Annotated in this window: 23 protein-coding genes; 3 read left to right on the forward strand and 20 right to left on the reverse strand. The window is 50.6% G+C overall.

Annotated elements, in window-relative coordinates; translation table 11 throughout:
- Positions 1-30 precede the first annotated feature (30 nt).
- From AB1757_20415 to AB1757_20435, 5 genes are all read right to left on the reverse strand, one after another.
- On the reverse strand, positions 31-1,119 hold the full coding sequence (locus AB1757_20415; protein MEW6129416.1) for a nucleotidyltransferase family protein: 1,089 nt from the start codon (positions 1,117-1,119) through the stop codon (positions 31-33).
- A gap of 121 nt (positions 1,120-1,240) precedes the next feature.
- Positions 1,241-1,711 carry a PqqD family peptide modification chaperone gene (locus tag AB1757_20420; GenBank protein MEW6129417.1) on the reverse strand — a complete coding sequence of 157 codons (471 nt, stop codon included), beginning with the start codon at positions 1,709-1,711 and terminating at the stop codon, positions 1,241-1,243.
- A gap of 93 nt (positions 1,712-1,804) precedes the next feature.
- A complete protein-coding gene (locus tag AB1757_20425) occupies positions 1,805-2,680 on the reverse strand; it encodes a hypothetical protein (GenBank protein ID MEW6129418.1) in 876 nt (291 codons plus the stop codon).
- Between the two features lie 71 nt (positions 2,681-2,751).
- Entirely contained in the window at positions 2,752-3,186 is a 435-nt protein-coding gene (locus AB1757_20430; protein ID MEW6129419.1) for a GtrA family protein, read from the reverse strand.
- Between the two features lies 1 nt (position 3,187).
- Positions 3,188-3,871, reverse strand: a complete 684-nt coding sequence (locus AB1757_20435) for a CDP-alcohol phosphatidyltransferase family protein (protein MEW6129420.1) — start codon at positions 3,869-3,871, stop codon at positions 3,188-3,190.
- A gap of 328 nt (positions 3,872-4,199) precedes the next feature.
- On the opposite strand from AB1757_20435, the gene AB1757_20440 reads away from it, so the two are divergent.
- Positions 4,200-4,379 carry a hypothetical protein gene (locus AB1757_20440; GenBank protein ID MEW6129421.1) on the forward strand — a complete coding sequence of 60 codons (180 nt, stop codon included), beginning with the start codon at positions 4,200-4,202 and terminating at the stop codon, positions 4,377-4,379.
- 172 nt (positions 4,380-4,551) lie between these two features.
- On the opposite strand, the gene AB1757_20445 is transcribed toward AB1757_20440, so the two are convergent.
- The 13 genes from AB1757_20445 to AB1757_20505 form a co-directional block, all read right to left on the reverse strand.
- A complete protein-coding gene (locus AB1757_20445; protein ID MEW6129422.1) occupies positions 4,552-4,920 on the reverse strand; it encodes a hypothetical protein in 369 nt (122 codons plus the stop codon).
- A gap of 812 nt (positions 4,921-5,732) precedes the next feature.
- Positions 5,733-7,382, reverse strand: coding sequence for an ATP-binding protein (locus tag AB1757_20450; protein MEW6129423.1), 1,650 nt, complete (start codon positions 7,380-7,382; stop codon positions 5,733-5,735).
- Positions 7,383-7,508: 126 nt separating this feature from the next.
- Positions 7,509-9,371: a glutamine--fructose-6-phosphate transaminase (isomerizing) gene (gene glmS, locus AB1757_20455; GenBank protein MEW6129424.1), complete on the reverse strand. Its 1,863-nt coding sequence runs from the start codon at positions 9,369-9,371 to the stop codon at positions 7,509-7,511.
- 242 nt (positions 9,372-9,613) lie between these two features.
- Entirely contained in the window at positions 9,614-11,047 is a 1,434-nt protein-coding gene (locus tag AB1757_20460) for a tetratricopeptide repeat protein (GenBank protein ID MEW6129425.1), read from the reverse strand.
- 127 nt (positions 11,048-11,174) lie between these two features.
- The gene (locus AB1757_20465; GenBank protein ID MEW6129426.1) at positions 11,175-11,306 is read right to left on the reverse strand and encodes a hypothetical protein; all 132 of its coding nucleotides are present in this window, start codon (positions 11,304-11,306) and stop codon (positions 11,175-11,177) included.
- An 18-nt stretch (positions 11,307-11,324) separates the two neighbouring features.
- On the reverse strand, positions 11,325-12,038 hold the full coding sequence (locus AB1757_20470; protein ID MEW6129427.1) for a hypothetical protein: 714 nt from the start codon (positions 12,036-12,038) through the stop codon (positions 11,325-11,327).
- A gap of 80 nt (positions 12,039-12,118) precedes the next feature.
- Entirely contained in the window at positions 12,119-12,601 is a 483-nt protein-coding gene (locus AB1757_20475; GenBank protein MEW6129428.1) for a DoxX family protein, read from the reverse strand.
- Between the two features lie 28 nt (positions 12,602-12,629).
- Positions 12,630-14,825, reverse strand: coding sequence for a kelch repeat-containing protein (locus AB1757_20480; protein ID MEW6129429.1), 2,196 nt, complete (start codon positions 14,823-14,825; stop codon positions 12,630-12,632).
- Positions 14,826-14,829: 4 nt separating this feature from the next.
- Entirely contained in the window at positions 14,830-15,402 is a 573-nt protein-coding gene (locus tag AB1757_20485; GenBank protein ID MEW6129430.1) for a sigma-70 family RNA polymerase sigma factor, read from the reverse strand.
- Positions 15,403-15,526: 124 nt separating this feature from the next.
- Positions 15,527-15,940, reverse strand: coding sequence for a hypothetical protein (locus tag AB1757_20490; protein ID MEW6129431.1), 414 nt, complete (start codon positions 15,938-15,940; stop codon positions 15,527-15,529).
- Between the two features lie 23 nt (positions 15,941-15,963).
- On the reverse strand, positions 15,964-17,352 hold the full coding sequence (glmU, locus tag AB1757_20495) for a bifunctional UDP-N-acetylglucosamine diphosphorylase/glucosamine-1-phosphate N-acetyltransferase GlmU (GenBank protein ID MEW6129432.1): 1,389 nt from the start codon (positions 17,350-17,352) through the stop codon (positions 15,964-15,966).
- Between the two features lie 119 nt (positions 17,353-17,471).
- Entirely contained in the window at positions 17,472-18,533 is a 1,062-nt protein-coding gene (locus AB1757_20500) for a gluconeogenesis factor YvcK family protein (protein MEW6129433.1), read from the reverse strand.
- Between the two features lie 24 nt (positions 18,534-18,557).
- Positions 18,558-19,319 (reverse strand): tetratricopeptide repeat protein, encoded by a 762-nt coding sequence (locus AB1757_20505; GenBank protein MEW6129434.1) that lies wholly within the window; start codon positions 19,317-19,319, stop codon positions 18,558-18,560.
- Between the two features lie 439 nt (positions 19,320-19,758).
- Between AB1757_20505 and AB1757_20510 the strand changes: the two genes are divergently transcribed.
- Together AB1757_20510 and AB1757_20515 are read left to right on the forward strand one after the other, a co-directional pair.
- A complete protein-coding gene (locus AB1757_20510; GenBank protein MEW6129435.1) occupies positions 19,759-20,565 on the forward strand; it encodes a uroporphyrinogen-III synthase in 807 nt (268 codons plus the stop codon).
- Positions 20,566-20,685: 120 nt separating this feature from the next.
- Positions 20,686-21,303 (forward strand): DUF4870 domain-containing protein, encoded by a 618-nt coding sequence (locus AB1757_20515; GenBank protein ID MEW6129436.1) that lies wholly within the window; start codon positions 20,686-20,688, stop codon positions 21,301-21,303.
- 174 nt (positions 21,304-21,477) lie between these two features.
- Here AB1757_20515 and AB1757_20520 read toward each other — a convergent pair whose 3' ends face one another.
- The gene (locus tag AB1757_20520; protein MEW6129437.1) at positions 21,478-22,500 is read right to left on the reverse strand and encodes a CPBP family intramembrane glutamic endopeptidase; all 1,023 of its coding nucleotides are present in this window, start codon (positions 22,498-22,500) and stop codon (positions 21,478-21,480) included.
- Between the two features lie 254 nt (positions 22,501-22,754).
- On the reverse strand, positions 22,755-24,980 hold the full coding sequence (locus tag AB1757_20525) for a DUF6600 domain-containing protein (protein MEW6129438.1): 2,226 nt from the start codon (positions 24,978-24,980) through the stop codon (positions 22,755-22,757).
- Positions 24,981-25,209 lie beyond the last annotated feature (229 nt).

Raw genomic sequence — 25,209 nt, forward strand, 5'->3', positions numbered from 1 at the left:
CTGCCTGTCGATTATGAGCTATTGACCGGCTCAATCGCCTGGCGTTTTAGCGGATAATGAAGCCACCTCACGCCCAAAAAATCGCGCAAAGGTTTGCGCATAGTTAGCGAGTTGAAATGGCAGTCGTGGCCATTCATTAAACGGCGCGCGCATTCTAAATGAAGCTGAAATGGCATCGGGCCAACGCGCCCGCAAAGCCTGCGGAAGCCGGCGCGGGTGGCGAAGAGTTACGGCTATCAATTCAGGCGGTCGGTGCTCTGCGGTGGTCGGTTGACACCAATGCGTGAGTACGGTTGATAAAAACCAGTGCGGCAATTTTTGATTTTCGGCAGGCGAATCGCTGACATCGGCTCCGAGTAATTCATAAGCCAATCGCATCACCCCCAAAACCCAGTCTGCGATGTGTCTGTTTTTACCAAGGCAGCGTTGCCAGTCAATTGGCGACGGGCGATTTTCCAACATCACCGCCACATCGCATAACCACAACGGACGCCAGACGCCATGTCGCAAAAGGTGCTGGCACAGATAACGCAAATGGTCTTCCCATCCCATCACCCGCACCTCGGTTTCACCCAATCGAACGCTTTGCGCGTGGATAAAAGCATCTTCAAAATCGGCTTCACTCCAATCGAAAATTTCTTCGTGCGTCAGGTCAAGGCAATATTTCCGATTGTCCGGCTGTTGCAAAAAAGTTTTCATGCTTGCCAGGTGTTTGGGCTGAATAATCAAATCCATATCGCCGCCAATCGGTCGCAACCCTTTTGACGGATAGAGTCGCGCCACTGCCCAGCCTTTGACCAGCAGTGGTTCGATACCTTCATTGCGCAGTAATGAAAATACTTGTTGAATATCAAGTTCGCGCCGCGCTGCATCAAGCGCCTGACGACGATACGCCTGTTTTAATTCCATAGCGGTTTCGCTGTGAACGAAAGGGGAATCGCGCAACCGCCACCAACCAAGCCCGCTTGCTCCCGACCCCTGCAACAAGGGATTCAACAAAGCCAGTTCGCTTGCTGATAAATCGAGCGGCGCAGGAACAGTGCGCCAGCATCCCGAAAGAAATTCGGCAAGCAAACGACCCCTAGCTTTCGGCTTCGCGTTGTCTTCAGGGTAAGTCATGCGGAGTTACTGAGTGAAGATATTAAACCAAAACCCAAGCCGTTGGATATGCTCAAAAACCGAAAGCCGCGCAAGTTACGCGGCTTTCATTCAACCTGAATAATTTCATCGCGCCCGACCATTAAGCGCAGACATTACTGCTGCATATTCCGCTACAACATTCTGCGCTCGATGTGCAGGGTTGCCCACTTGGGAAACAGGTTGCTGCCTGTACCGCCGATGGCGCAACGATAGAGGTAACCAACGGCAAAGCCATCGCGGCGCTGATGCCGACACGTTTAATAACCTCTCGGCGTGATAGACCGTTTTGGTTTTTTGCTTTGGGCAATAAATGCGCTTTGCTCAGTTGGTCAAGCGCCAGCCATACCAGTTGTTCATCTGCCGGAAGCCCCGATTGCGCGGATAGAATTTGCGCGAGTTCCGCGACCTCTTTTGTCCCATCACAATGATTCCAAATGATTGCCGCTGTCTGATTCAAACAATGCGCTTTATCGCAGGTTAAATCGTAAACCAAGGTTTCATCGGATAATTCCTGGACGACGATGCCGTCTTTTCTCGCTAGCGGTCGAACGGAATTTGAGTTATGCATCATGAATTCTCCAAGGTCGGGCAAATGGTTTTAAAACTGTAGAGGTAGTTAGTTTAGCCAGATGTTTTGTACAACGGGTGGATTACTGCTGTCAAATCAAATTTTTATGTCCCCTTGCTTCAACATTCCGATTAATTGTTCCACCACTTCCCGCGCCTCTCCACGCGCGCTTTTCAACAACTGCGCTCCGTTAATTGCCCGCTTCAAGGTGCTTATGGCTATCTCCGGTTGCCGCCTGGCTGAAACCGTATTGTTTAGCAATGCCAATATCGCTTTTCCGGCAGACAGGGATTTTGGTTGCCAGCGCGCCCCGCGACGATAACGGCTGACGATTACCACCCCTACAGGCAAAGGTTTGCTGCCAACGGTTGCGCCCAATTTTTCTGCCGAATATTTAATCCCCTGAAATCGCTCGCCTTCACGCACAGAGAGTTTACGCGGGTAAGCATGCAACAGTCCGCGTTCATCTAAAACCGCATACTCATCGGAATAGTAGGTCGCCCCGGCTTTGATGAATGCCGCAACCAGTGAGGTTTTGCCGCTGAAACTGCGCCCCGGAATGATAATCGCTTTGCCTTGCCAGGCGACCGCGCCCGCATGAATAAAGACCCGCTTGGGCGCAAACTCTGCGACATATAACTGCACATCGGATTCAAAATAATCGCCAAGCCCTTTGAGGGTTTTCGTAGCCAGCAATTTTTCATCATCGCGGTAAAGCGTGTATGGCAATTGCGGTTGACGAGATTTTTTGCTTTTGACGATTGAGTATAATCTATCAACCACAGGCGATTTCGCGACCTGCCAATTCGGCGGCAAATGGTCAAGCAACCGCTCCAGCAGTTTCGCATCATTGGCGCGAATGCCGATTTTCAGTCCGTAAGCGACCAGTGCCAATCCGGCAGCCCATTCAATAGACTGCAATTCTTCAATTGATTTTTTATTTTTCAGGCGAGGTAGGGTCGAATAAGCCAAACACTTTCTCCTGTCTCAGTAAGTCTTTAGAAGTTGCAAGGTTTTAATCAACCATAAATTTAAAACCGGCTTCAAGTAAAAACCACTCGATCCGACAGGAAGAAATTGGCAAGCGCGCAAATGGAAATCGTCAGCACATTGGCAAACCGCGCATCAAGTCCTGCAAAGCTTACAAAAATCCACATAAAAATCAGATTGCCAATAATCGAAAGCGCCCCGTTGGTTAAATTGAATTTTATGAGCATCGCCGCATTGCTTGTCGAATGGCGTTCCGCCCACGTCCAACGCCTGTGCCAGATGAAATTATGCAGGACGCTCAGTTCAACGGCTAAGGCGGTCGCCAGCAGGTAATGCATTCCGGCAAGCCTTAACAGAAGGGCAAGGGTTGCGAGTTGCACGGCAATGCCGGTTGCGCCCACGGCGCTGAATTTCAACCAGCGGCGAAACAGCGTCGTGCGACTAACTGCAAATTCGTTCTCTTGTTTAATCAGTGCCTGCTCGTTCATCTTAAATTTTCTCGGCGCGATAGAGCGTCAAGGTATTGCGCGCCACTGAAATGATTAACACCACCAGCATCAATGCAATGGCAATGACACACGCCGGGTCGAAAAATTTATAGGCGGTTCCGAAAACTTTCACCGAAGGTTTAAAGAAAGCGTAAACATTGCCGACGGCAAGCAGTATTCTTAGTTCCGTCGGACTGAATTTGAATAATGAGATTCTGAATTCGCCTATCGTATAAGTCGCTAAGAAAGAATCCATCATCAGCAACAGATAGCCGATGAGCGAAAAGATGGCAACCATCGGCGTGATGTAGGTCGAAAGCGCCAAGCCGGTGAATAAAAACAACGAACCGAAAGCATCAACCATATGGTCAACATAAAAGCCATAACGCGGACGTTGTTTATCGCGAAATCGCGCCAGCGTCCCATCGAGACTATCGCCATACCAATTCACCAACAATAAAACATTGACAATGAGCAAAGCCGGCGACCACCAGCGCGCCGCCGCATAAGCGATGCCCGCGAAAAACATCGCCGCAAGCCCAAGCGTCGTCAGATGGTCGGGCATCAACCACGCGGGCGCGTGACGCGCAAAAAAATGAAGACACCGGCGTTCAAGCGGCGCGATGAAACTGGTTTGCACGCGCACCGCATTTTTAAAATTTGCATTGAGCATAGACTCTGCCATCGTAATCCCCTCTTCAAGCGCCCTCGAAAGGCGCTGAGCAAAAATCGCCGGTCACCAATCTACGAGTGCGATTTTAGCAAATGCAAAGCGGGTGCCACGCCGGCAACCTGCAAAAAAGCCCGTAAAATCAAGGGATTTTCACTATCGGTGGGTAAATCGGAAACTTATCGGTGCAGTAAAATTCCGACGAATGGCGAAACTCATTTACTGAAAGCCGGGGCCGTTTTTGAACGAAGGTTATTTTTCACCCTGAGCCATTAAGCTTTATCTATGGTGTTTCGACGCGACCGCGCCGCTTGATTTTCAACTATGACGGCACATTGTTGCGATGCCGCTTATTTTAATTTTCGGCATCGCTATGCGCGATGATTTCGCCGGTCTTTTGATTGACATCAAAGACGCCCCTATCAATCGGGAAGCCTTCATCCTGATGGACATCGGATATTCGGCGTTGATGGTCGTTTTGAGCAGGGTCAAGCGGAGAGCGAATATAGCGGTTTGCAAATGAATTTACTCAGCCTCTGTTGAGAAAGCGGTCTTTGACCGCGACTGCCTAACGACGCTGGGCAAAGACCGCTTGTTCAACCTCAGTAAATCGTATTGCAAACCGCTATAGGGGGAGCCTTGATGGCGTGTCAAATCGGATTGTAGGGGGAGCCTTTAAGGCAAAACGCGAAGTTTCATTCAGCGTGTGCGTAAAAGACATAATGCGCGGTATTGATGTTGCCGGAGCGCGTGTAGCGAATGGCGACCTCTCTGCCGGAAGTAATTTCCGCAGGCTCAACCACCTGTCCATCCTTGACGAACATGGTGGTATTGTCGATGACGAATTCCAGGGTTTGCGCGTTATCTTTTAGCGAAAGGGTTTTTGAGTGAGAATCGATGTGGTCGAGGTTGCCGTGAATCATCATGACTTCATGCTCTTCCGCAGCGGTGTGCGAACCCGCAGGTCTTGATGAAGCGCGTCCCGTGTGCATTCTGTAGAGCAAAAAACTCGCCAGGAAAAACAGGACGATAATCAAGACGATGATTTTGAGTAACTTGCTCACAGTTTTTCAACTCACTGCCTGCCCAGGACGCTTGCAGAAAAAAAGGGGTCAGTTAAAAAAACTGACCCGCACTGGAGAGAAACAAGCCAGCAAAACTTCATTGGCTTGCTCAGGAGAAAAACGAATCAGCGTTTTGCCAATTCATTGCAAAGCAATCTCAAAAACAATCGAATTGCTCTGCTCTAAAAACAACCCATTAAGGCTTTCTTAGAGCAAGGCAATGCGAACCAACCTCCATTCCCTGCACACTGCTATCAGCCGACTTCCTGTTGCCGGTTTACCGCACAAAAGTGAGATGGGAGGTTGAAAAGCTCACGATTGAAAACAGGCTGCATTTAACCCTTTTGCCAGCGCCTATGGGACTTGTATAAATCTTCAAACTCTGCCATTGCCATATTGAATGGTTACGCTGACAACCAGTAAAAAACCCGATAACCGGTTTTTCAAAAATTGCCAGCGCAACGATTCGCTTTACAAAGAACGAACAATACTTTGTGTACTTCAGGGCAATGTACTGTCAATTTTGGCAAGTCTTATGCCACAGCCTTTTTCCCTCGACCGAATTTCTAAGTCATTGAAATTTATAAGTTAAGTGTTAAACCGAAAATTCATTCATCCATCAGGCAGGAGAAAGCGGCTGTGGCTTTATTGTCACTGAACGCAAAACAGCCACAAAAGCCCGCAAAGGCGTGCTGGAGTTGAGGCGCAGCCTTTGACCGCGATTGCGAATCACCGACCGCGCCGTTTCGAGTAAAATCGAACGGCGCTATGTAGGCTTATTTGATCAGACGGATAGCTGATTAAAGGAGGTTTCAGGAGGAAGAGACCATTTGTTCAATCCTTGCCATCGGCAGGATAACGAAAAAGCTGGTGCCCACACCGACTTCACTTTCAACCTTAATATCCCCGTTATGTTCGGCAATAATCTCTTTGGAAATGGTCAAGCCAAGTCCCGTACCGTGACCTTTTTTGGTAGTAAACATCGGGTCAAAAATCACATCCAGATATTCGCGAGGGATGCCTTCGCCGCTGTCTGTGACAATGATAACCGCTTGCGTCTCATCGCTATGAACGGCAACGCTCAGGTCGCCGCCCTGGGGCATGGCATCGAGATTATTGTTAATCAAATTGATGAAGACCTGTTGTAATTGATCGGTGTCGGCTTGCACATAAACCGGCGAAGGTGAGAGCCGCATCTGCAATTTGACATTGCGCAACGTCAGGGTCGGTTGTGTGGCATCCAGTATCTGCGCCACCATCTGATTAATGTCGATGAGTTCGAGGTTAGGTTTGGGCCTTCGGGTTGAAGCCAGCATTGAACGGACGATGGCGGTAATTCTTTCGATCTGTTCGCCGATCACATCCAGACGTTTGGCAATCCGTTCATCGGTGGTGCGGGCGCGAAGCAGTTGCACGTGACCGGAAATTAAATTCAACGGGGTGCCGACTTCGTGCGCGAATTGCGCGGCAAGCTGACCGGCGGTCGCCAGGCGTTCCAGTTTGACGACCTCGCGCTGCATTTCATAAAGATTGAGATGCGCTTCTTCGAGTTGTTCATTGCGTTCGGCAAGTTCGGTGGTTGAGGCTTTGACGCGGGCTTCAAGGTGTTGCTGTTCAAGATTCAACTGCTCGGTCATCTCGCGTATGCGCCCGAGCATGCGATTGAATCGCTGGGTGAGCATGCCGATTTCATCTCTGGAGGTTGGCGGAACTTCGATGGTCAAATTCCCGGCTTCGGCTTTGGTCATCGCCGCCAGCAATTTATCGAGCGGCTCGTAAACGATTTGCCGGAAGAGAAAATAGATAATGAAGGTGACCGCGACAATCGCCAGCAGCATCAACGGCCAAACGAGTTTGCGATGCCGCGACACCGCATTATTACTCTGGTCAAACGACAGCCAGACCCGCACAAACCCGACCTGCACGAGTTGCGAGTCATAAAGGATTTCCAATCCCGCCTCGACATCAAGCAGGCGATTTGGCCCTTCGTGACGCTCCATAATAATATCGGCATATTCATGCGGAGAGCTTGACGGTTGACGGTTAATCACCGGCGAAGGGGCGGCTTCGCTCGGTATTCTGACTACCTCGCTGAACTGATTATTTTGGGTTAGATAAAAAACCCGCACCTCGATAATTTCCTGATTGTTTTTGACCATCGTTGAGGCGAGTTCATCTTTTACGTCTTGCCAATCCGGTTGCACGGATGGCGGTTGGGAATTATTCAGCGTCTCGGCTTTTCGTTGTCGCCCTTTTTCAATGTAATGTTCAGTGGTATCGGCAACTCTTGCCGCCAGCAGTTGTGCCTGCCTTTCCTCTTCATTGTAACTCAGTTGACTCAACGAGAGGTCGGCAAAGTAAGTGGCAATCGCAAAAATAATGAGCAGAATGATGGAGATGAGGATGGTCGCTTTGGTATGCAGTTTAAACGCAGATAATTTCAACCAAGCTTTTTTATTCATACCTCTACCCACTCGACCCTAAATACTTCCATCCCCCCAAAGCAGGTTTTGTGCTGTAGTTTTATAGCTTGGAAATGGCAGAGAGCGCAAAATTATTTCGCATTTATTTTGCGCTCTCACTTTTGCTTATTCAACGGTGACGGATTTCGCGAGGTTGCGCGGTTGGTCAACATCGCACCCGCGCCGGACGCCGATATGATAAGCCAGCAGTTGCAGCGGCACAATCGCCAGCGTCGGCGAAATCAAATCGCTGGCATGAGGAATTTCAATAATGTGGTCGGCAATCTGGCGCGCTTCGGTGTCGCCTTCGGTCACCAGCGCAATCACTTTGCCGTCACGCGCTTTCACTTCGACCATATTGGAAAGCGTCTTTTCAAATCTGAGCCTGGAGTATTCGCAGGTTTCATCTTGCGTGGCAATCACCACGACCGGCAACTCTTCATCAATCAGCGCATTCGGCCCGTGTTTCATTTCGCCCGCCGGATAGCCTTCGGCGTGAATGTAAGAAATCTCTTTGAGTTTCAATGCGCCTTCAAGGGCAATCGGGAAATTGATGCCGCGACCGAGATAGAGAAAGTCCTGCGCCCGGTGGAATTCACGCGCCAGTTTTTCAATCTGGTCATCGCAACCCAGTAAAGATTCCAACTGCACCGGCAAACTATTCAAAGCGCGAACATGTTCGAGCGATTCTTCTTCGCTCATTTTGCCGCGCAGTTGCGCAAGGTAAAGCGCCAGCAGATAAAACACCGTCATTTGACTGGTGAAGGCTTTGGTTGACGCGACACCGATTTCCGGTCCCGCGTGAGTGAGAATCGTGCCGTGCGCTTCGCGTGTGAGCATCGACCCGAAAACATTGCAAATCGCCAGTATTTTCGCGCCTTTTTCTTTGGCTTCGCGAACCGCCGCCAGGGTATCGGCGGTTTCGCCCGATTGCGAAATCGCTACGACTAACGTTTTGTCATCGATTATCGGGTCGCGATAACGAAACTCCGATGCGTAATCGATTTCAACAGGGATGCGCGCCAATTCTTCGAGCATGTATTTGCCCGCCATCGCCGCGTGCAGACTGGTCCCGCAGGCAATCGCTTTGACAGAAGTAAACGACCGAAATTCGGCTTCGCTGATTTCCATTTCATCCAGATAAACGCGCCCGGTCTGTTGCGACACGCGCCCGGTTACGGTATCGCGAATGGCGCGCGGTTGCTCGTAAATTTCTTTGAGCATGTAATGCTTAAAGCCGCCTTTTTCCGCCATAATCGGGTCCCAGGTGATGCGCTGCACATGCGGCGTTATCGAATTGCCTTCAAAATCTGTGACCGTCACGCCTTTGCGCGTGAGCACTGCCATTTCGCCATCGCCTAAGAAAAACAGGTCGCGCGTGTGGTAGAGAATCGGCGGAATATCGGATGCTACGAGGTATTCATCCTGACCTAAGCCAATGACGATTGGTGGTCCCTGGCGCACCGCAACAATTTTTTCGGGTTCAAGCGCCGAAACAATCGCTAAGGCAAAGATGCCGCGCAGTTCGGTAATCGCCCGGCGGGTTGCGGCTTCGAGACTGCCCGCGCCCTCGTCATAAAATTTACCAATCAGGTGGGCGATGACTTCGGTGTCGGTTTCGGTGACGAATTTATGTCCGGCTTCCTGGAGTTTGCGTTTAAGCGGCAGGAAATTATCAATGACGCCATTATGAACGACGACGATGTTGCCCGAGGCATCGCGGTGCGGGTGGGCGTTCTCTTCCGTCGGTCGCCCGTGGGTTGCCCAACGTGTATGCCCGATGCCGTAATTGCCATCAAGCGGTCTGAGGCGAATGGCGTCTTCGAGGTTGCGCAGTTTACCTTCGGCGCGACGAATTTCCAGATGATGGTCTTCGTCCACGACAGCAATGCCCGCCGAATCATAACCTCTGTATTCCAGTTTTCTCAGCCCTTCAATAATGACGCCGACGACCTGTTTGTCCCCAACGTACCCGACTATTCCACACATACTGATTTCACTCCCTGAATTCGGATTTCAACAACCAGGGTTGGATAAGCATCGGTAATGTCTTGAAGTTCCTGCCCGAAACTTTGCCCTGCTGGTTCGCTAAATTGTAACGTAGGAAGAGAGAAAAGAGGAGAATAATTAAATTCTCACCGAAAAAGGTCAGGGAAACCGCAGACATTGAGAATTCGAGAACGTTTCAGCAGAAAAGGCGACCGGAAATTCCAGTCGCCTTCAATAAATGTTTACGATTTCGGCAAGCGGGAGAGGAGTTCTTGAAAACGCGGCTCGGCGCGCAGCGGCACAAGGTCTTCGTCGGTTTCATAAGCCTTGCGGTCGGTGAAGCCTTCGCTCATCGCACTCGCTAGCGCGGTCAACGCTTTCTCTTTCTGTCCGAGTCGCGCATATCCGCAAGCCAGATTATAGAACGCCACACCGCGCGTATTCGCGCCCGGCGGGATGCCCATTTCAAAGGCTTTTTCATAATTTTTCACCGCTTCTTCGTTGCGTCCACTGTGCAATTGCGCCCAAGCCAGTTGCCCGTAAATCAGACTGTTGCGCTGTCCGGCATCAATGGCGCGCGTGAGATATTGCGCCGCCTGCTGGTATTTTTGTTGCGCGATTTTAATCTGCCCCAGTGTGGAGTAAGCAAAGGTCGTTGTCGGGTCAAGCGTCAAGGCTTTCTCTAATGCGATGATTGCTTCATCAAAGCGTCGCAGTTGTTGCAAGGCTCTGCCGTATTGCAGTTGCGCCGTCGCATCACTGGGGTTTTCCTTGATGTAGTCGGCAAGCAGACTGGCGGCACGTTGCGGATTGTTGTCATAAGTGGCAGCGACGATTTCCCGCGCCTGAGAACGCGCCCACGTCGGTTGCGGAACCGGCTCCAGATGCGATTTCCAAAAGCCAAGGGTTTGTTGAATGATGCGCCGCGCGTCATCGTTATCGGAAAAGGCATCAAACGCATGCGGCAACCCTTGGGCAAACATCAATGTCCAAGGCGCGCCCGTTTCAACCACCCGTTGCCACAAAGCCGTGAGCGGTTGTCCAAGCCTTGGCGCATCGCCCGCCGCAACAATGAACAACACCGGCAAATCGCTTCGCAAATTGCCGTTGGGGACGCCGCCGTAATACAACGCGGCGGCGCGAATATTTTTGGTCGCCACGTCGCTGTTTAAATACTGCGTCGCCCCTGTGACATTCGCTGATGCCGCATACAATCCAAGCCGCGTACCATCAATGCCGTGCGCCTCGCCTTGTTTGGTTAAAAATTCAAAAACGCCGCGCAAGCATTCCTGAATGCGCGAACCATCGGCATCCATCGACACGCCGACGAGTCCATGCGCGGCAACCAGACGCGGCCACGATTTATAAATCTCCCAATTTTTCACGCGACTGTTGGGGCGATCGCCTACGGCGTTGATGAATAAAACGGCGGCGCGTTTTTCATTGGCGTTGATATCCGGCGGCAGATAAATATCAACCGTCAAGGTGCCGTTTGCATCTTTCAAATACGGCACATCGGTTTTCACCTTCACCAGTTTGGTCGCGGGCGTGTCCAAGACCACGCCCCAGTTGGTAGCGTCAAGCGGCGAACGTTGCGCTGCGCCGTTTTGGGCATAGGCAACCGGCAGCAATGCAACGGCGAGCAACCCTGTAAAAATCAATTTACAAATTCGCATATCTTCTCCTTAAACACACAGATTTTTAATCGTTGCCGGGCTGGAGCGATTTACAACATAACGGCGCGGTCAAAGACCGCTCACTCAACCGGCGGTGAGTACGTTCAATCGCCAATGGTTTTAAATTTCAGGCGCGAATGCCCGGTTCGATTTTAACTTTGGCTTCAAGCAGGCTGGGGTTGCTGTGGAATGAAATTGAGTGGTTGACTGATGACCGGTTGAGTGAGCGGTCTTTGACCGCGCTCATTTCTTGTGCCACCGGTCTCAAGTCACGCTTTTACGATGCGCTGCCATCGCGTTCCAAAACGATGTCGAACACCGCTGTCTCGATGGTCTTGCCATTGACCACACGTTTATCCGGCGCGACGGCAAGTTCTGTTCTGTACATCGAATCCATTTTTTGTTTGGGGTCGTCTTTGAAATGAATTTCGGTAATCAACGGTTTATAGCCCGGACAAACCGCCATCAGATGAAAATGCGCGCAACGCCAGAATTTCGCATCCGAAGGGTTCGGTTGATAAGGCACCGGGCGTATGGATTCAAATTCATAGTAACCGTTTTCGCTGCTGAGGAGTCGCCCGCGATTTTTGAAATCGCCGTTGCCATTTGAATAGACCCCTTGATTATCGACGTGCCAGAAATCGAGCACCACGCCTGGCAACGGGCGTTTGCTATCAAACGACCAGACCCTTCCGGTCATCACAAATGGCGTTCCCGGTTCAAATGGCGAACAGAGTTTGCCGCGAAACGGCGCGCCCGGTTTATATGCCGGGCCAATAGACACGGGAGTGATTTTTTTCAACTCACCGGTTGCCATTATATTTTCTTTCGATGCCGCGCCCATTTGAATGAGCACCCGTTCGGCTCCGTCTTCCAATACGCTTGCAGGCGTTGGTCGCGCATCGGTTCTGAGAACCCATCCGGCAACACTAACGGCGGCAAGCCCCAGACCGCTTTGCTGTAAAAATAAACGTCGGTTTTTATCAGGCATAATGTTCTCTCCTTTGGTAAATCGGGTTGTCGTGAAATCACGAATGTAAAGTTGAGTACGAGTTTTCTCATTCGCAAAAATCAAACAGCGGTTTGCAGAGATTCGGCAACCGGCTGTGGTCGTAAACGATGACGCAACCATTCATCCAGCGAAAATCTGCCAGCGCCGGAAAGCACAAAAAACAGCGTAACCAATAGATAAATCGCCGCGAGTTCAAATCCTGAATCGGTCGTCAAATGAAAATAGACGGCAACCGACATGGTCAGCGCGACGAAAGCTGCGGCGTAGCGTGTGCAGAGTCCAACCATCAATAACAAACAGCCGATGAATTCCGCAAACGCCGCGCACAGGGCAAAAAAGGTTGGCAACGGAAAACCGAGGCTGCCAATAAAGCCGATAAAACCCCACTCTTTGCCGCCGAATAAAAATCCCACCGCGCCCGCAAATTTTTCCCAGCCGTGATGGGTCACCAGCATGGCGGCAACGCCGAATCTCAAAATCAATAATCCCCAGTCCATCGAATGGAATTTGCCATCAGGGGCAATTTGATTGCTTTCTGTCATCACTATCCTCTGTTTTAAATTTTCCGAATTATTCCGGCTGGTAAATCCAGGCGCTCGCGTTGGCGGACATATTGTTCGATTCGGCGCTGTAACCGCCGACAATCAACACCTCGCCATTTTGTAAGAGCGTCGCTGTCGCATAAAACCGCGTGGTGCCCATGCCGCCTTTAACCGCCGCGAAAAGCCCTGTCGCCGGGTCATAAACTTCCGCGCGCCCGCCGCCGGCGACTAAAATTTTCCCGTTACTCAGCAACACCACCGCATCGCGGATTTTGTAGCGCGCAGTATTCAGTTTTCCGGTAGGCGTAAACTGGCGAGTTTGCGGGTCAAAGATTTCGGCACTGGCATAACGCCCTTCGTACAGTGTCACATTCGAGCCGCCGATGATGATGACGCGACCATCGGGCAAAAGTTCTGCCGAGTGTTTGAAGCGCACGACGCTCATCTTCCCCGCTGCGGTAAATTGATTATTCACCGGGTCGTAGATTTCCGCTGTATCGCTCACTTGAATCGTCGCGTGTCGCGCATCCGAGCCACCCGTGACCAAAACTCGTCCGTCTGCAAGTAACGTCGCTGTGTGGTCGGCGCGTTTTTCATGCATCTTTGCCGCAAGCGTAAAAACGCCGGTCATCGGGTCATAGATTTCCGTTGTATCGTGATTGGGCAAGTCTTCGCCTTGCCCGCCGGTAATCAGCACTTTGCCGTTTTGCAAAAGAGTGGCTTTGTGCGCCAGCCTTTTGGCATGCATGTCGCCGGTCGTTGAAAATTGTCCGGTCGTGGGGTCGTAAAGTTCTGCGCTCGACAGTGCGCCATAAAAAAATTCGCTGTCCGAACCGCCCGCAATCAGCACTTTGCCATCCGGCAACAGAGTCGCCGTCTGCCCGACCCTCGGCGTTTTCATTGCGCCGGTTGCGGTGAACTCACCGGTCGCCGGGTCGTAGATTTCCGCGCTGCTTAGAATCGTGCCTTGCTTTTCACGACCACCGGCAATCAACACTCTGCCGTCATTTAAAAGCGTCGCCGAGTGATTGAAGCGCGCATCAATCATTGCGCCAACGGGTTTCAAGGTGCCGGTTGCGGTCGGCGCATTCGTCAGGTCAATGCCAATGCTCAGATATTCAATGCGCTCGCGCCACCGATTGAGCATGTCGCGATTACCTGCTACTGCGCCTTCCCGCGTCACCTCATCAGGCGGTGGCGCAAGCCTCGCGAGTCGTTCATAAATTGGCAATCGCGCTTCGCCACTGGCGCGTTCAAGCAGATGCCAGAGCGTCAAGGTATCTTTGACACGCGCTTCGTTAAGCACAATGGTCAGTTCTTCTTTTCCGCCATTTTGGAAATCGAGTCGTTCGAGCGCGATTTTAAATCGCTTCGTCGCGTCCTCGAAATAAGGCGTGCCGGGTCCAATGCCGGGCTTGGTCTGGCACATACTTCCGGCAGGTACAAGCGATTCCCGCCCGCCAAGTTTCAACGCTACCCAACCCGATTTAACGAAGAGTGTGCTTTCACCTGCGTCGTTGACTTCGAGGCTATAAGCGCACCCCATATCCACTGCAAGCGCGGAAGGGGTTTCGACAAAAAATTCCTGCGGTGGCGCTAGAATCGTCGCATAAATTTTGCCGCGTTCGAGCGCCAGGCGATGGTTTTTTGCCCCGGCGCTAATCAAACGCAATCGCGTATTCGCGTCTATCTCGACCTGTCCGATGATGCCGACTTGAATCATGGCGCGCGACTGGCTATCGGTCTCTACCGTTTCACCCATAGCGATTTTGTCGGTGCGCGTAAGAATTCGCTGATTGATTTTCGGATTTCCGGTGAGGCGAACGATTTCCCAGGTGACCGGCGGCGATTGAAAATAACGCCACGCAAATATAGCGAGAATGAGCACGACAATTGCCATCGTTACAACGACGCCGCGCCGGTTTAAAAATCGAGAGGCAATCCATCCTCTTGAAAGTTCAGGCTGCGGTTTTGCAAAGGCGCTCACCTTGACCCATTCGGGTTTGCCTGCGGGCGAGGCATCGGGAAGGGTGTATTGTGAAATCAACTGCATCGCAAATTGCTGGCGTGCAAAACTGGCGCGACATCGCGCACAACTTTTTAAATGCGCATCGAGTTTCGATTGCGCCTGGGCGTCGAGTTCGCCATCCATCGCGCGAATCATCAACTCGCGAAAGCGCGCGGCGCAAATCCGGTTTTTCAGTTGTTCGATTGGCTTATTCATCCAATTAAAATGTATTTCGCAAATGCGCCAGTTTTTGCGCCAGTAAATCGCGGGCGCGAAACAATCTGGAAGCGACTGTGCCTTTTGAACAATTCAGGCGGTCGGCGATTTCCGCGATGTTTAGCCCTTCAATATCTTTGAGAATGACGATGATGCGCATCTTGGGTTTCAAACTGAGCAACGCCCGGTTGATTTGCGCCTGCACCTGTTGCCTGAGCACACCGGTTTCAACCGGTCTGGTCGTCAGGCTCACCGGCAAGCCGATGTGCGATTCAATATCTTGGTGATTTTCGCGTTTTTCACGCATTCGGGAATTGAGACTGCTATTGACTGCGAGACGATAAAACCACGTCGCAAAACTCGACCGGCGTTCGTACTTATCAAGCTTTTGATAGACGCGCATAAAAATTTCCTGTGTGAGGTCTTCAGCCAAATCGTGGCGTCCGGTCATGCCATAAGCCAGCCGGTAAGCCCGCGAATAGAAACGGTCATAGAGTTCCGGGAAGGCTTCCGCCCGCCCGGCGAGCGCACACTCGACCAGTTCCTCATCGGTTCGATAATCCGGCAAACTCAGCACCTTGTTTTCGATTGCTTACACGATTGGTTTAGACAGGCTGGGAAAATAAATTTATCCAAAAAATTTTAGACAGGCCGGGTAGATATTTTTATCCAAAATATTCAACCAATTCAGGTAAATTTAATTACTCAGATTCGCTTCTCGACAAAATCAGTTCATTGCATCGGTCGGCAACTATCGGATAGCGTGTTGCCAAGCTTGAAAGAACTGAGTTCATTTTGTCTCTTTGCAGAAAAGGATAGGTATCCAGATGTAAAGCTATCTGGATTTTCCTCAAGTCATCGCCTTGTTCCAGCCACTGATCGGTTACGTTTGTCAGTGCATGACCGTTGTCACTGGTTGACCAAATTAGAATTGCAAATAAATCAGCTACGATTCCCCATGTCCATTCTGGCGGTATATCGTTGTAAAGACGCTCCGCTAAATTGTTTTCCCCATATTCAAGAAGCAATTTATCAACCAGAGCAAACCTTTCTGAACCTGAACCTCCACGTTCAGCTTTTATCATTGCTAAAGTATCTTGCAAAATTCGGTTCATCGTTATCTCACGCGGCTTAACGTTTATCTAAGTTTCTTCTTCACCACAGCGGGCACGCCGACGGCTAAGGAATCGGGCGGCACGTCTTTGGTGACCACAGTGCCTGCGCCGGTGACTGAACCAGTGCCGACGCGCACAGGCGCAACCAACATGGTATCGCTGCCGATTTTTACGTTGTCTTCAATGTGGGTTTCATGTTTGCGAACCCCGTCATAATTGCAGGTGATGGTGCCCGCGCCGATGTTGACTTTTTCACCAAGCGTCGCGTCGCCAAGATACGCGAGGTGCTGCGCCTTAGTGCCTTTGCCGATTTTCGATTTTTTCACTTCAACGAAATTGCCAATTACCGACTTCTCATCAAACTCGGCGTTCATTCTCAAGCGCGCAAAGGGACCGACCTGAACTTGATTATGCAAAGTGCAATCTTCAATAACGCAGGAATTTTTTATGGTCACCTCATCGCCGACCTGCACATCTTTGAGCCGCGTCCACGATTGAATCGTGCAGCCCGCGCCGATGCAACTGCGACCTTCGATGATAACCTGCGGGTGAATGACGGTGTCCTGTCCGATTTCAACATCGGCATGAATGTAAGTCGTCGCCGGGTCAATAATGGTCACGCCCGCAAGCATCAATTCGCGCAATTTCTTTTCGCGCAAATCGCGTTCAAGTTCGGCAAGCTCGACACGGGTGTTGATGCCGCGAACTTCATCCGGGTTTTCATAACAAAACAATCCCAGGCGTTTGCCTTGATTCATTAGAATTTGCGGCACGTCGGTTAAATAAAATTCGTTTTGCGCGTTATCGCTACTCAGATAATCGAGCGCGCCAACGAGCGACTGAGGATTGAAACAATAGATGCTGACATTGACCTCTTTGATGGCGAGTTCTTCGGGTGAGCCGTCTTTTTGTTCAACGCAACGCAGGTAGTTCCCTTCCGCGTCGCGAATGATGCGTCCGTAACCGAAGGGGTCTTCGAGTCGCACGGTCAAAACCGTCGCGTCGTTGCGTTCGGCGTGGTGCTGCGCGACCAGTCGTTCGAGCATGGCGCTTTGCATCATCGGCACATCGCCCGCGGTAACGACCAGGGGATGGGTTTTGCCTGCAAGGAGTTCCCGCGCTGCCATGACGGCGTGTCCTGTGCCGCGTTGCTCGGTTTGCAGCGCGAAAAGCAATTCGGGATGCGCCGTTGCGCCAGTTTCAACCAGTCGTCTGACTTCATCACGCACCGCCTGTTCAACATCAGCGGCTTGATGCCCGACGATAGTGATGAGGGATTCGGGGTTGAGCGCAAACGCAGCGCGAACCACATGCGCAACCAGTGGGCGACCCGCCAATTCATGTAGAACTTTGGCGCGACGCGATTTCATTCGTGTGCCTAAACCGGCAGCCAGTATCATTACATCAGCCATAAATTTATCTATCCCATTTCAATCGTTTTGAAAAATAATCGGGAACCTCCAAACAGCAGCCTCAATTTTACTGTAAGCGTTCGGGCGACGCGAGAATTTAGTTTGCAGGGAAAAGCCAATCAACAAGTGATTTCAATGTGTGAAAGATCGGTGATTTCAAAGCGGGGCATTCCGAAAACATCCGTCAAATAGAGGTCAATAATCACCTGCGCCAGTTTTTGCGGGTCGTGACGCACTACGCCGTCTTCGCTCAGGAAATCGCTGCGAATGATTTTAAATTCACTACCGGCAAACATCGCTTCGGCTTTTTCACCGAATTCAACCGGCACCGAACCATCGGCAAAATATTTCTCGCGCAAACTGTGGCTAATCGGCGCGCTGTTGGCGAATACATAATCCAATTTCAAATTCGGGCTGTAATCAAACAGCGCGCGAATATGGTCTTCGCCGCCGAAGCCTTCGGTTTCCCCCGGTTGTGTCATGATATTGCAGATATAAATTTTAATCGCCGACGAATTACAAATCGCTTCAACAATGCCATCAACCAGCAGATTGGGCATAATCGAGGTATAGAGCGAACCGGGACCGATGGTGATGATGTGCGCTTGTTTGATGGCTTCGAGGGTTTCCGGCAGGGGTTTGCAATACGGCGGCGCAAGCCATAATTTTTCGATATGTGAACGCGCTGCGGTAATTTTCGATTCGCCTTCGATGGTGCGCCCATCCGTCAGTTTCGCCACCAACCTCGCATTCTCCATAGTCGAAGGAAAGATGCGTCCTTTGATGGCGAGCACTTCACTGATGACTTTGATGGCTTCAAAAAAATCGCCGGTGATGTCGGTTAAAGCGGTGAGCAGAATGTTGCCGATGCTATGGCCCGAAAGTTCACCGCCCGATTCAAAGCGGTAACGCAGCAGTTGCGTGAGCAGATGACGGTCTTCGGCAAGCGCCACGATGCAATTGCGAATGTCGCCGGGAGCAAGGATTTGAAACTCTTCGCGTAACCGACCGGAACTGCCGCCATCATCGGTTACAGTGACGACAGCGGTCAGCAAATCAATCCAATCGGGTATGGAACTTTCCTCTCCGACATACTCTTTCAAGCCTGAGAGCAAGGTGGAAAGACCTGTGCCGCCGCCAATCGAGACAATTCTCAACCCCGTATTGTGTTTCGCAAGCATTTGGGTTTACCACCTCAATCAAACTTAATCTTCAAACAGTAAACCATAACCGGTGATTTGTTGGAATTCTTCATCGTTGTAGAGGCTGGCAAAGTCTATATCACTTCGAGCGCGGGAACGATTGACAGGTTGAATCGAAATAGCCCGGTTCAAGGCATCCAGAGATTTTTTAGGGTTTTGTAAACGCGCGTAAGCGGCAGCCAGTGAATAGAGAATATGGTCTGCCGTGGGTTTTCCCTTCAAGGCTTTTTCAAAGAGATTAATTGCTTCCTGAACATTGGCATTGTTCAATTCAAAAACTCCCTGGTCGTACAGAGCTTCGGGGTTTTTCGGGGCGGCAGGAGTGCGCGCCAGTCGCTGTTCACAAATGGCGATGTATTTTCTCGCGCCGGCAACCACATCCGCCTGATCCGAGAATTTCTGCAGGATGCGCTCAAAGGCATCTCTTGCCGGAGCATAATTGTGTTTATTGAAAAGTTTGAGCGCCTGTTCAAATGCTGCCATTGCGGCAAGAGCAGCCTGCGAAGAGTTTTTTCTGGGCAAAACTTCCGGTGATTTGGCTACAACCGGTTCGGCTCTCCGCAAAGCCTTTTTGCTCACAGGGGCTTTTGCCTTTGCAGTCGGTTTGACCTGAACTTTTGATTTTGTGACAGCTATCGGCTTGGCTACAGGCTTTTTCAACGCCGCTTTGTTAGTCGAAGCAGCTTTGCCCTTTTTTGCGACAGCCGTCTTTGCAACCGGCTTCTTCGCAACCGCTTTTTGAACTGTGCTGACAGGCTTTTTCACCTTTAAAGCGGTAATCGGCTTAGATTTCGTTGCAGCTTTTTTTGCTAACGAAGTTTTCGCCTTTTTTGTAAGGGTCTTCTTACTTGATTTAACTGGAAGTTTTTGAGAGGCAGCAGAGCGGCTCTTATTGGTTTTCGTCGAAAGGCTGCTCATAGGTTCCTCACTTTGAAGGTTTCAATAGCCGTGCCTTCACTGCCGCACATTCTATTTCAGCGAGGTTTATACCAGTAAAATGTTATTAAGTCAACAATTCCGCTGACTTAGCTAAAGTTTTGGGTAGTGTGCAAAAGTAATTTTTCGGATTCAATTGCTCTCAGGAAAACCGCTTGAATATAATTTGGCGGTGAAAAAATTTTTAATTTTTGAACAGGCATTTTATCAACTTTATTTTGTCGCAGATAAATTTTACTTTGCCTCAATAGAAGGGTAACAAGCATACATGACCGATGTGAATCAACCACTCAAGGGTCGAACGGTATTGGTAACGCGAGCCATTGAACAAGCGCAAGAGACCGTCAGTTTGCTCGAAAGCCTGGGCGCAAGGGTGCTTTGTGTGCCGATGATAAAAATTGTCCCGCCCGATAGCTGGCAAGCAGTTGATCGGGCGATTGACCAACTGGCAAGTTATCACTATCTCATCTTCACCAGCGCCAACGGGGTCAAATTTTTCTTCGAGCGATTAAACGATTATCTGCATAAAGATTTGTCAAAGCTAACCGCTGCCAAAATCTGCGCTATCGGAGAGGCAACCGCCAGAACGCTTAAAAATTTCGCCATTAATGCGAACCTCATCGCAACGGACGCCCGAGCCGAAGGTTTACTTAGCGCCATTATTGAAAATGCGGGTGGTGAAGAAAACATTGCGGGTCTCAGGTTTTTATTACCTCGCGCCCAAGCGGCAAGAGATTTGTTACCGTTGGAACTCGGCAAATTAGGCGCGACCGTGGATGACCTGACGGTCTATCAAACCGTCAGCACTACGGCTAATCGCGAAGCTTTGGTTGAACAACTCGCTCAAGGCAAAATAGATGTGGTGATGTTTACCAGCCCTTCAACAATTCATCATTTTGTGGCGCTCATCGGGCAGGAAAATCTTTCCGGGTTGATGCAAACTGTATGGGCAGCCTGCATCGGTTCGGTTACTGCGGCAACCGCCAGAGAGTATCATCTGCAAAATCTCATTCAACCGCCGGTCTACAGTGCAGCGGCTCTGATAGAGTCCATTGTTGCAGCTTTTACAAAATAAATTGTTACGAAATAAAAATATCTCGCCGATAGCTTGTCACTCGTTGGCGGTGTCTAGTATATTGCGGCGCGGGGTACTTCATTTCCGGTTCAGAATAATTGCAAAGGGGGATATAGATACATGAGCAGTCAGCCACCATATGGAAACCCGCCGGGCGGATATCCGCCACCGCCGGGAGGAAGTTATCCGCCGCCAGGGGGAGGCTATCCACCGCCACAGGGAGGTGGTTTTCCGCCACCACAGGGCGGAGGCTTTCCGCCGCCGGGAGGTGGAGGTTATGGTTACGGAGGTGGAGGAGGTTTGCCACCGCCACAAGACAATAAAACCAAAATTGGAGGGTTGAGCTATAACGTCGCAGCCATGCTTTGCTACATACCAAGCTGTTTGTGCTGCATCAACCTCATCCCTTGTATTTTATGGCTTGCCAGCGAGCCGAAAGAAAGTCGCTTTGTACGCTTTCATGCATTGCAAGGCTTGCTGTTGTGGGGCGTGTATTTTGCCATCTACATCATTTTCTACGTTCTGAGTATTGCATTAGGTATGGGGAAAGCGGTTACAACGACTTCTGATAATCCATTCGGTGCAGCATTCGCCGGAGGAAATCTGATACTCAGCTTGATTCAAATGGCTATTGTTTTAGCCATCATAATCGTTCACATCATCGGAATGATTAAAGCCAACCAGGGGCAAATGTGGAAACTCCCACTAATCGGCGACATCGCGGAAAAGAATTCGTAAATCGCGGTTGAATTTTCCAAGCGAAAGCCTGTCTGCTTGATTTACAGACAGGCTTTCGCTTTATGGCTTTAATGAACTGACAAACCCTCAAAGTCGTCGCTAATCGATTCTCCCCAATCCAAACCTGTAGCTTTAAGAAAATGACAAGTTTGAATTTTTGGGTTCGCTCGTCATTCACTGCAATCCATCATCAGTTTCTTTCGCAAACAACCTCGTCATTTCCGGCTGGCGTTTGCCATGTTTGATGGCTTCGACCATTTCCTTTGAAGTCGAAAATAAGCCGCTTTTCCAAATCACCAAAGTACAGACAATCAACGCAACGGTTGCCGCAGCGCCGCCTTCGGGTCCGTAAATGCCGCCGGAAAGCCAACTCCAGTGCGGCGATTCCCCTGCAAACCAACCGAAATTTTTATAAAACACAATGCCACTCACCGGCAGACCGAACACAAAAACCATCACGAAATTCCAGGACGCATGCAACGCCGTAGCTAACCACAAACTTCGCGTCATCAGATAAGCCACCCCTAACCACACCCCTGCCAGAATCGTATTGAGCGTCGAAAAAAAGCTGACACTGGGATTGCCGAGATGCAAAACTCCGAAAATCGTTGAGGTAATCAATAAAGCAATAGGCGCGCCGATGTTGTGGGTCAACGCCTGAAAGGCAAAGCCGCGAACCATCGCTTCTTCATTTGCCGCCGAGATAAGAAAAGTAATTGCCAGGACAATAAACGCGAATACCAGAAAGTTAATGCCGGATACTTGTACATTGAATGTCGTCGCGCCGCTTGCCGCCGCGATGGCAACCGCAACCGTGAGCGTTGTTGCGCCCAACACCAATCCCCAAACGAAATCCCGCAACCAGCCTTTATGCAACGCAAATCCGGTTGATAAAAAGCTGCGATGCTCCAAAGCTCTCGCGCAAATCGCATTTGCCGCAAGCACCGCCAGTAAACTTCCGGCGTTGTATAACATAAAGCCGAATAGCTCTCGCCACTCGGCGGCAGGTCGCTCCGTAGAGATAGTCAACAGCGGTTTCAAGGCTGGCACAAGGGCGCTCAGCAGAAAAACCACGGCGTTAATCAACAAGAAAATCGCCACGTAAAGGACAAAAAAAATCAACACGCGCCAGCCGCAACGAAACTCCTCTTCATCGTTAAAAAATATGGTTTTTATCAGATTAATCGGTTCGCTCATGGTGAGCGAATCTATAGACGGGCTGCGCGAGTGTCAAGAAAGGTGTGGTGAAAAAAATACGGTTGGCGCTAACCAGACAGATGAAAAGAGAAACAGGATGAAGCAGATGGGGTGTTAATCAAATCAGTTCGCTTCTCATCCGTCCAGTTAGCGCCAACCGCGGCGCGAAAACAATTCACCAAGCAAAGTTCAACGAACGAAATTCAAAAATCTAAAATCGTGATTGATGCAATGATCAATTCTTTTTCCCCTGCCTAATTGCCACCATTTTTACGAGCGCGGCGTTCCTCTTTTGAGGGCGATGGTTGTGGCGGCGGAGGTGGCGGCGCGGAACGCGGCTCTTCTCGCTGGCGCATCTCGCGACGCTCCTGTTTTTCCTGCTGGCGTTCTTCTCTCGGTCGCGGTTGTTCAACGGGCTTTTGCGGTTCTTCGCGGCGGCGTTCATAACGATTGCCGTTATCGTTTTGCGGCTGCTCCTGGCGCTCCTGACGTTTACGTTCACGATTGGCATTGCCTTGATTGGACTCGCCACCATTTTGCGTTTCGTTATCGGTGCGACGCGAACGCCAATCCGAATTGTTTGGCGATTGGTCGTCGTTATTGCGTTCACGTTTCTTGCGTTCCGCCGCATTATCGCTGTTCGGATATTCCGTCGGTGTCGAACGCTGCGATTTCCAATTGGCATTGCTATCGCTTTGCGACTTCTCTTCTCGCGTAACAATCGACCCTTCATCCGCGCGCTCGAATTTTCTTCTGGCGCGCGATGAATCATTATTGGCAGCATCGGTGTTGCGATTGCGGTTATCGGAATTGCCGTTCGCCTCGCCGTTGTTCTGCGATTTATCTTTCGAGCGTGAAGTTCCTTCGCCGGTTGAAATTTCGCTTCCTGTATCACCGCGATAAACGCGCCGATTTTTCAGACTACCGGAATCGGTCATCGTCGGGGTGCCGATGAATTTGCGTTCACGCGGCGGCGCGTAAGTAACTTCGGTGTCGGTCGGGCGTTGGCGTGTGACTACCGAACGACCGATGATCTCTTTCGGCGGCGCAACCGGACGACGACTATTGCTATCACCATTGCGCCACACCACCACGCCGGAATTTTCAGCGGCGCGCAAATCCGGCAAGCCTGGTTTAACGGCGCCTTCGACTCGCGTGATGTGGGTATTGTCTATGCTTTTCAATCGACCATTTGGTCTGCCGCCAAATTCATTCGCCGCCACCCAGGTGATGCCGTTTTGATTGCGCGGGCGACTGCCACTATCGGGTCTGCGCCAGGCATCGCGGGTTGTTGGATATTGCAAATGTCTGTGTGGGTTATCATTTCTAAAGCGGTTCGGATTGCGCCAACGTTCACCGGGCGCAAGCGGACACCAACCGACATGGCTGCCGCCTGTGTTGTAGAAGGAAACCAAAGCGGGCCGCCATTGATAATAAGAATGCCCATAGTTGTAATAACGATTATGAAAGCCCGGAACCCATGCCCAACCGAGATTGTTGATATAAGCCCAGCGTCCGTAATGATACGGCGCCCAGCCCCAAGGTTCGCTCGAAAGCCAGGTCCAGCCGGTTCGCGGAATCCACAACCAACGACCTGTACGATAAGGCGCCCAACCACTGGCAACGCGCGGCACCCAGCAATTTCCATAACTCGAAACATTCGTCCAGAATCCGTAAGCCGCAAGGTCGCTCGCGCCATAAAAGCAATTGTAATTGGTCTCGTAACTGCTCACATAATCGGGCGAGGTATTGATGTAGTTCGTGGCAATCGTGGTGTCGCGGTCATAACTCCATCTATCCCAATCATCGTTGGAATTGTCGGCAACGATTTCAAGTCTGCCGTTTGGCGTCGTATCAATGGTTAGTCGCTGATTTTCGCGAACCCGAAAATCACCATCATCAGTTGAGACTTCGGCAGAACCACGCCGCACAATCACTTCCGAATCGCGTTCGCCTCGCACATTGATGCGATAGATGCCGTCACGTTGTAAAATCAATGCCGAATTCGGGGTATCCACTTCAAAGCGATTCCAGGCTGCGCCGAAGCGTTCGAGGCGAATGATAGCGATGCCTTCGGTGATTTCAAGCAAAGCCGCAGTGTGCGAAAGTTCGGTAATCGTTAAAGCGGTCTGTTCGGATAATCGCACATAATTGCCGCGTCCGAATTGAATCTCGGCGCGCCCCCGCTTGCCAACATAAATCTGATCGCCGGAAAGCAATGGCAAATTTTCAACCGCATCAGACCATTCCGTTACCCCCGCCCGCAAAAATGAAACATCCCCGTCAACGAACGAGACACGCGCCACGCGCTCGACCGGTTCATCGTCTTCGCCGCTCAATGATTCATCGTCATAGCTTTGCGTTGAACCATCGAGAACGAGTTTGGGCGTTTGATTATCTTGAGCAAATGAACTGATCGGAAAAATATTGATTGCCAAAAACGCGGTCAGCAGGATGAGGATGGGGAGACCTTTTTTCATTTTCTTACCCTCGGTTATCGGAGATTCAATCGCCACGTTCCGGGCAACTGCCGTGCCGCACGATTATTGGCTGAGGTAAATTTAAAAAACCGCAGAAATTTTGCAGAAATAAACGAAAAACTGCTGAATAGGCTGGCAGGATGTTAAGATGACTAAGAAAAAATACACGATATGGTGTAGCCCTGTCCTTAAATCGGCATGCGTCGGAGCGCGATTTTGCTCAAGTTTA

It is taken from the genome of Acidobacteriota bacterium, from assembly GCA_040754075.1.
Taxonomy (GTDB): domain Bacteria; phylum Acidobacteriota; class Blastocatellia; order UBA7656; family UBA7656; genus JBFMDH01.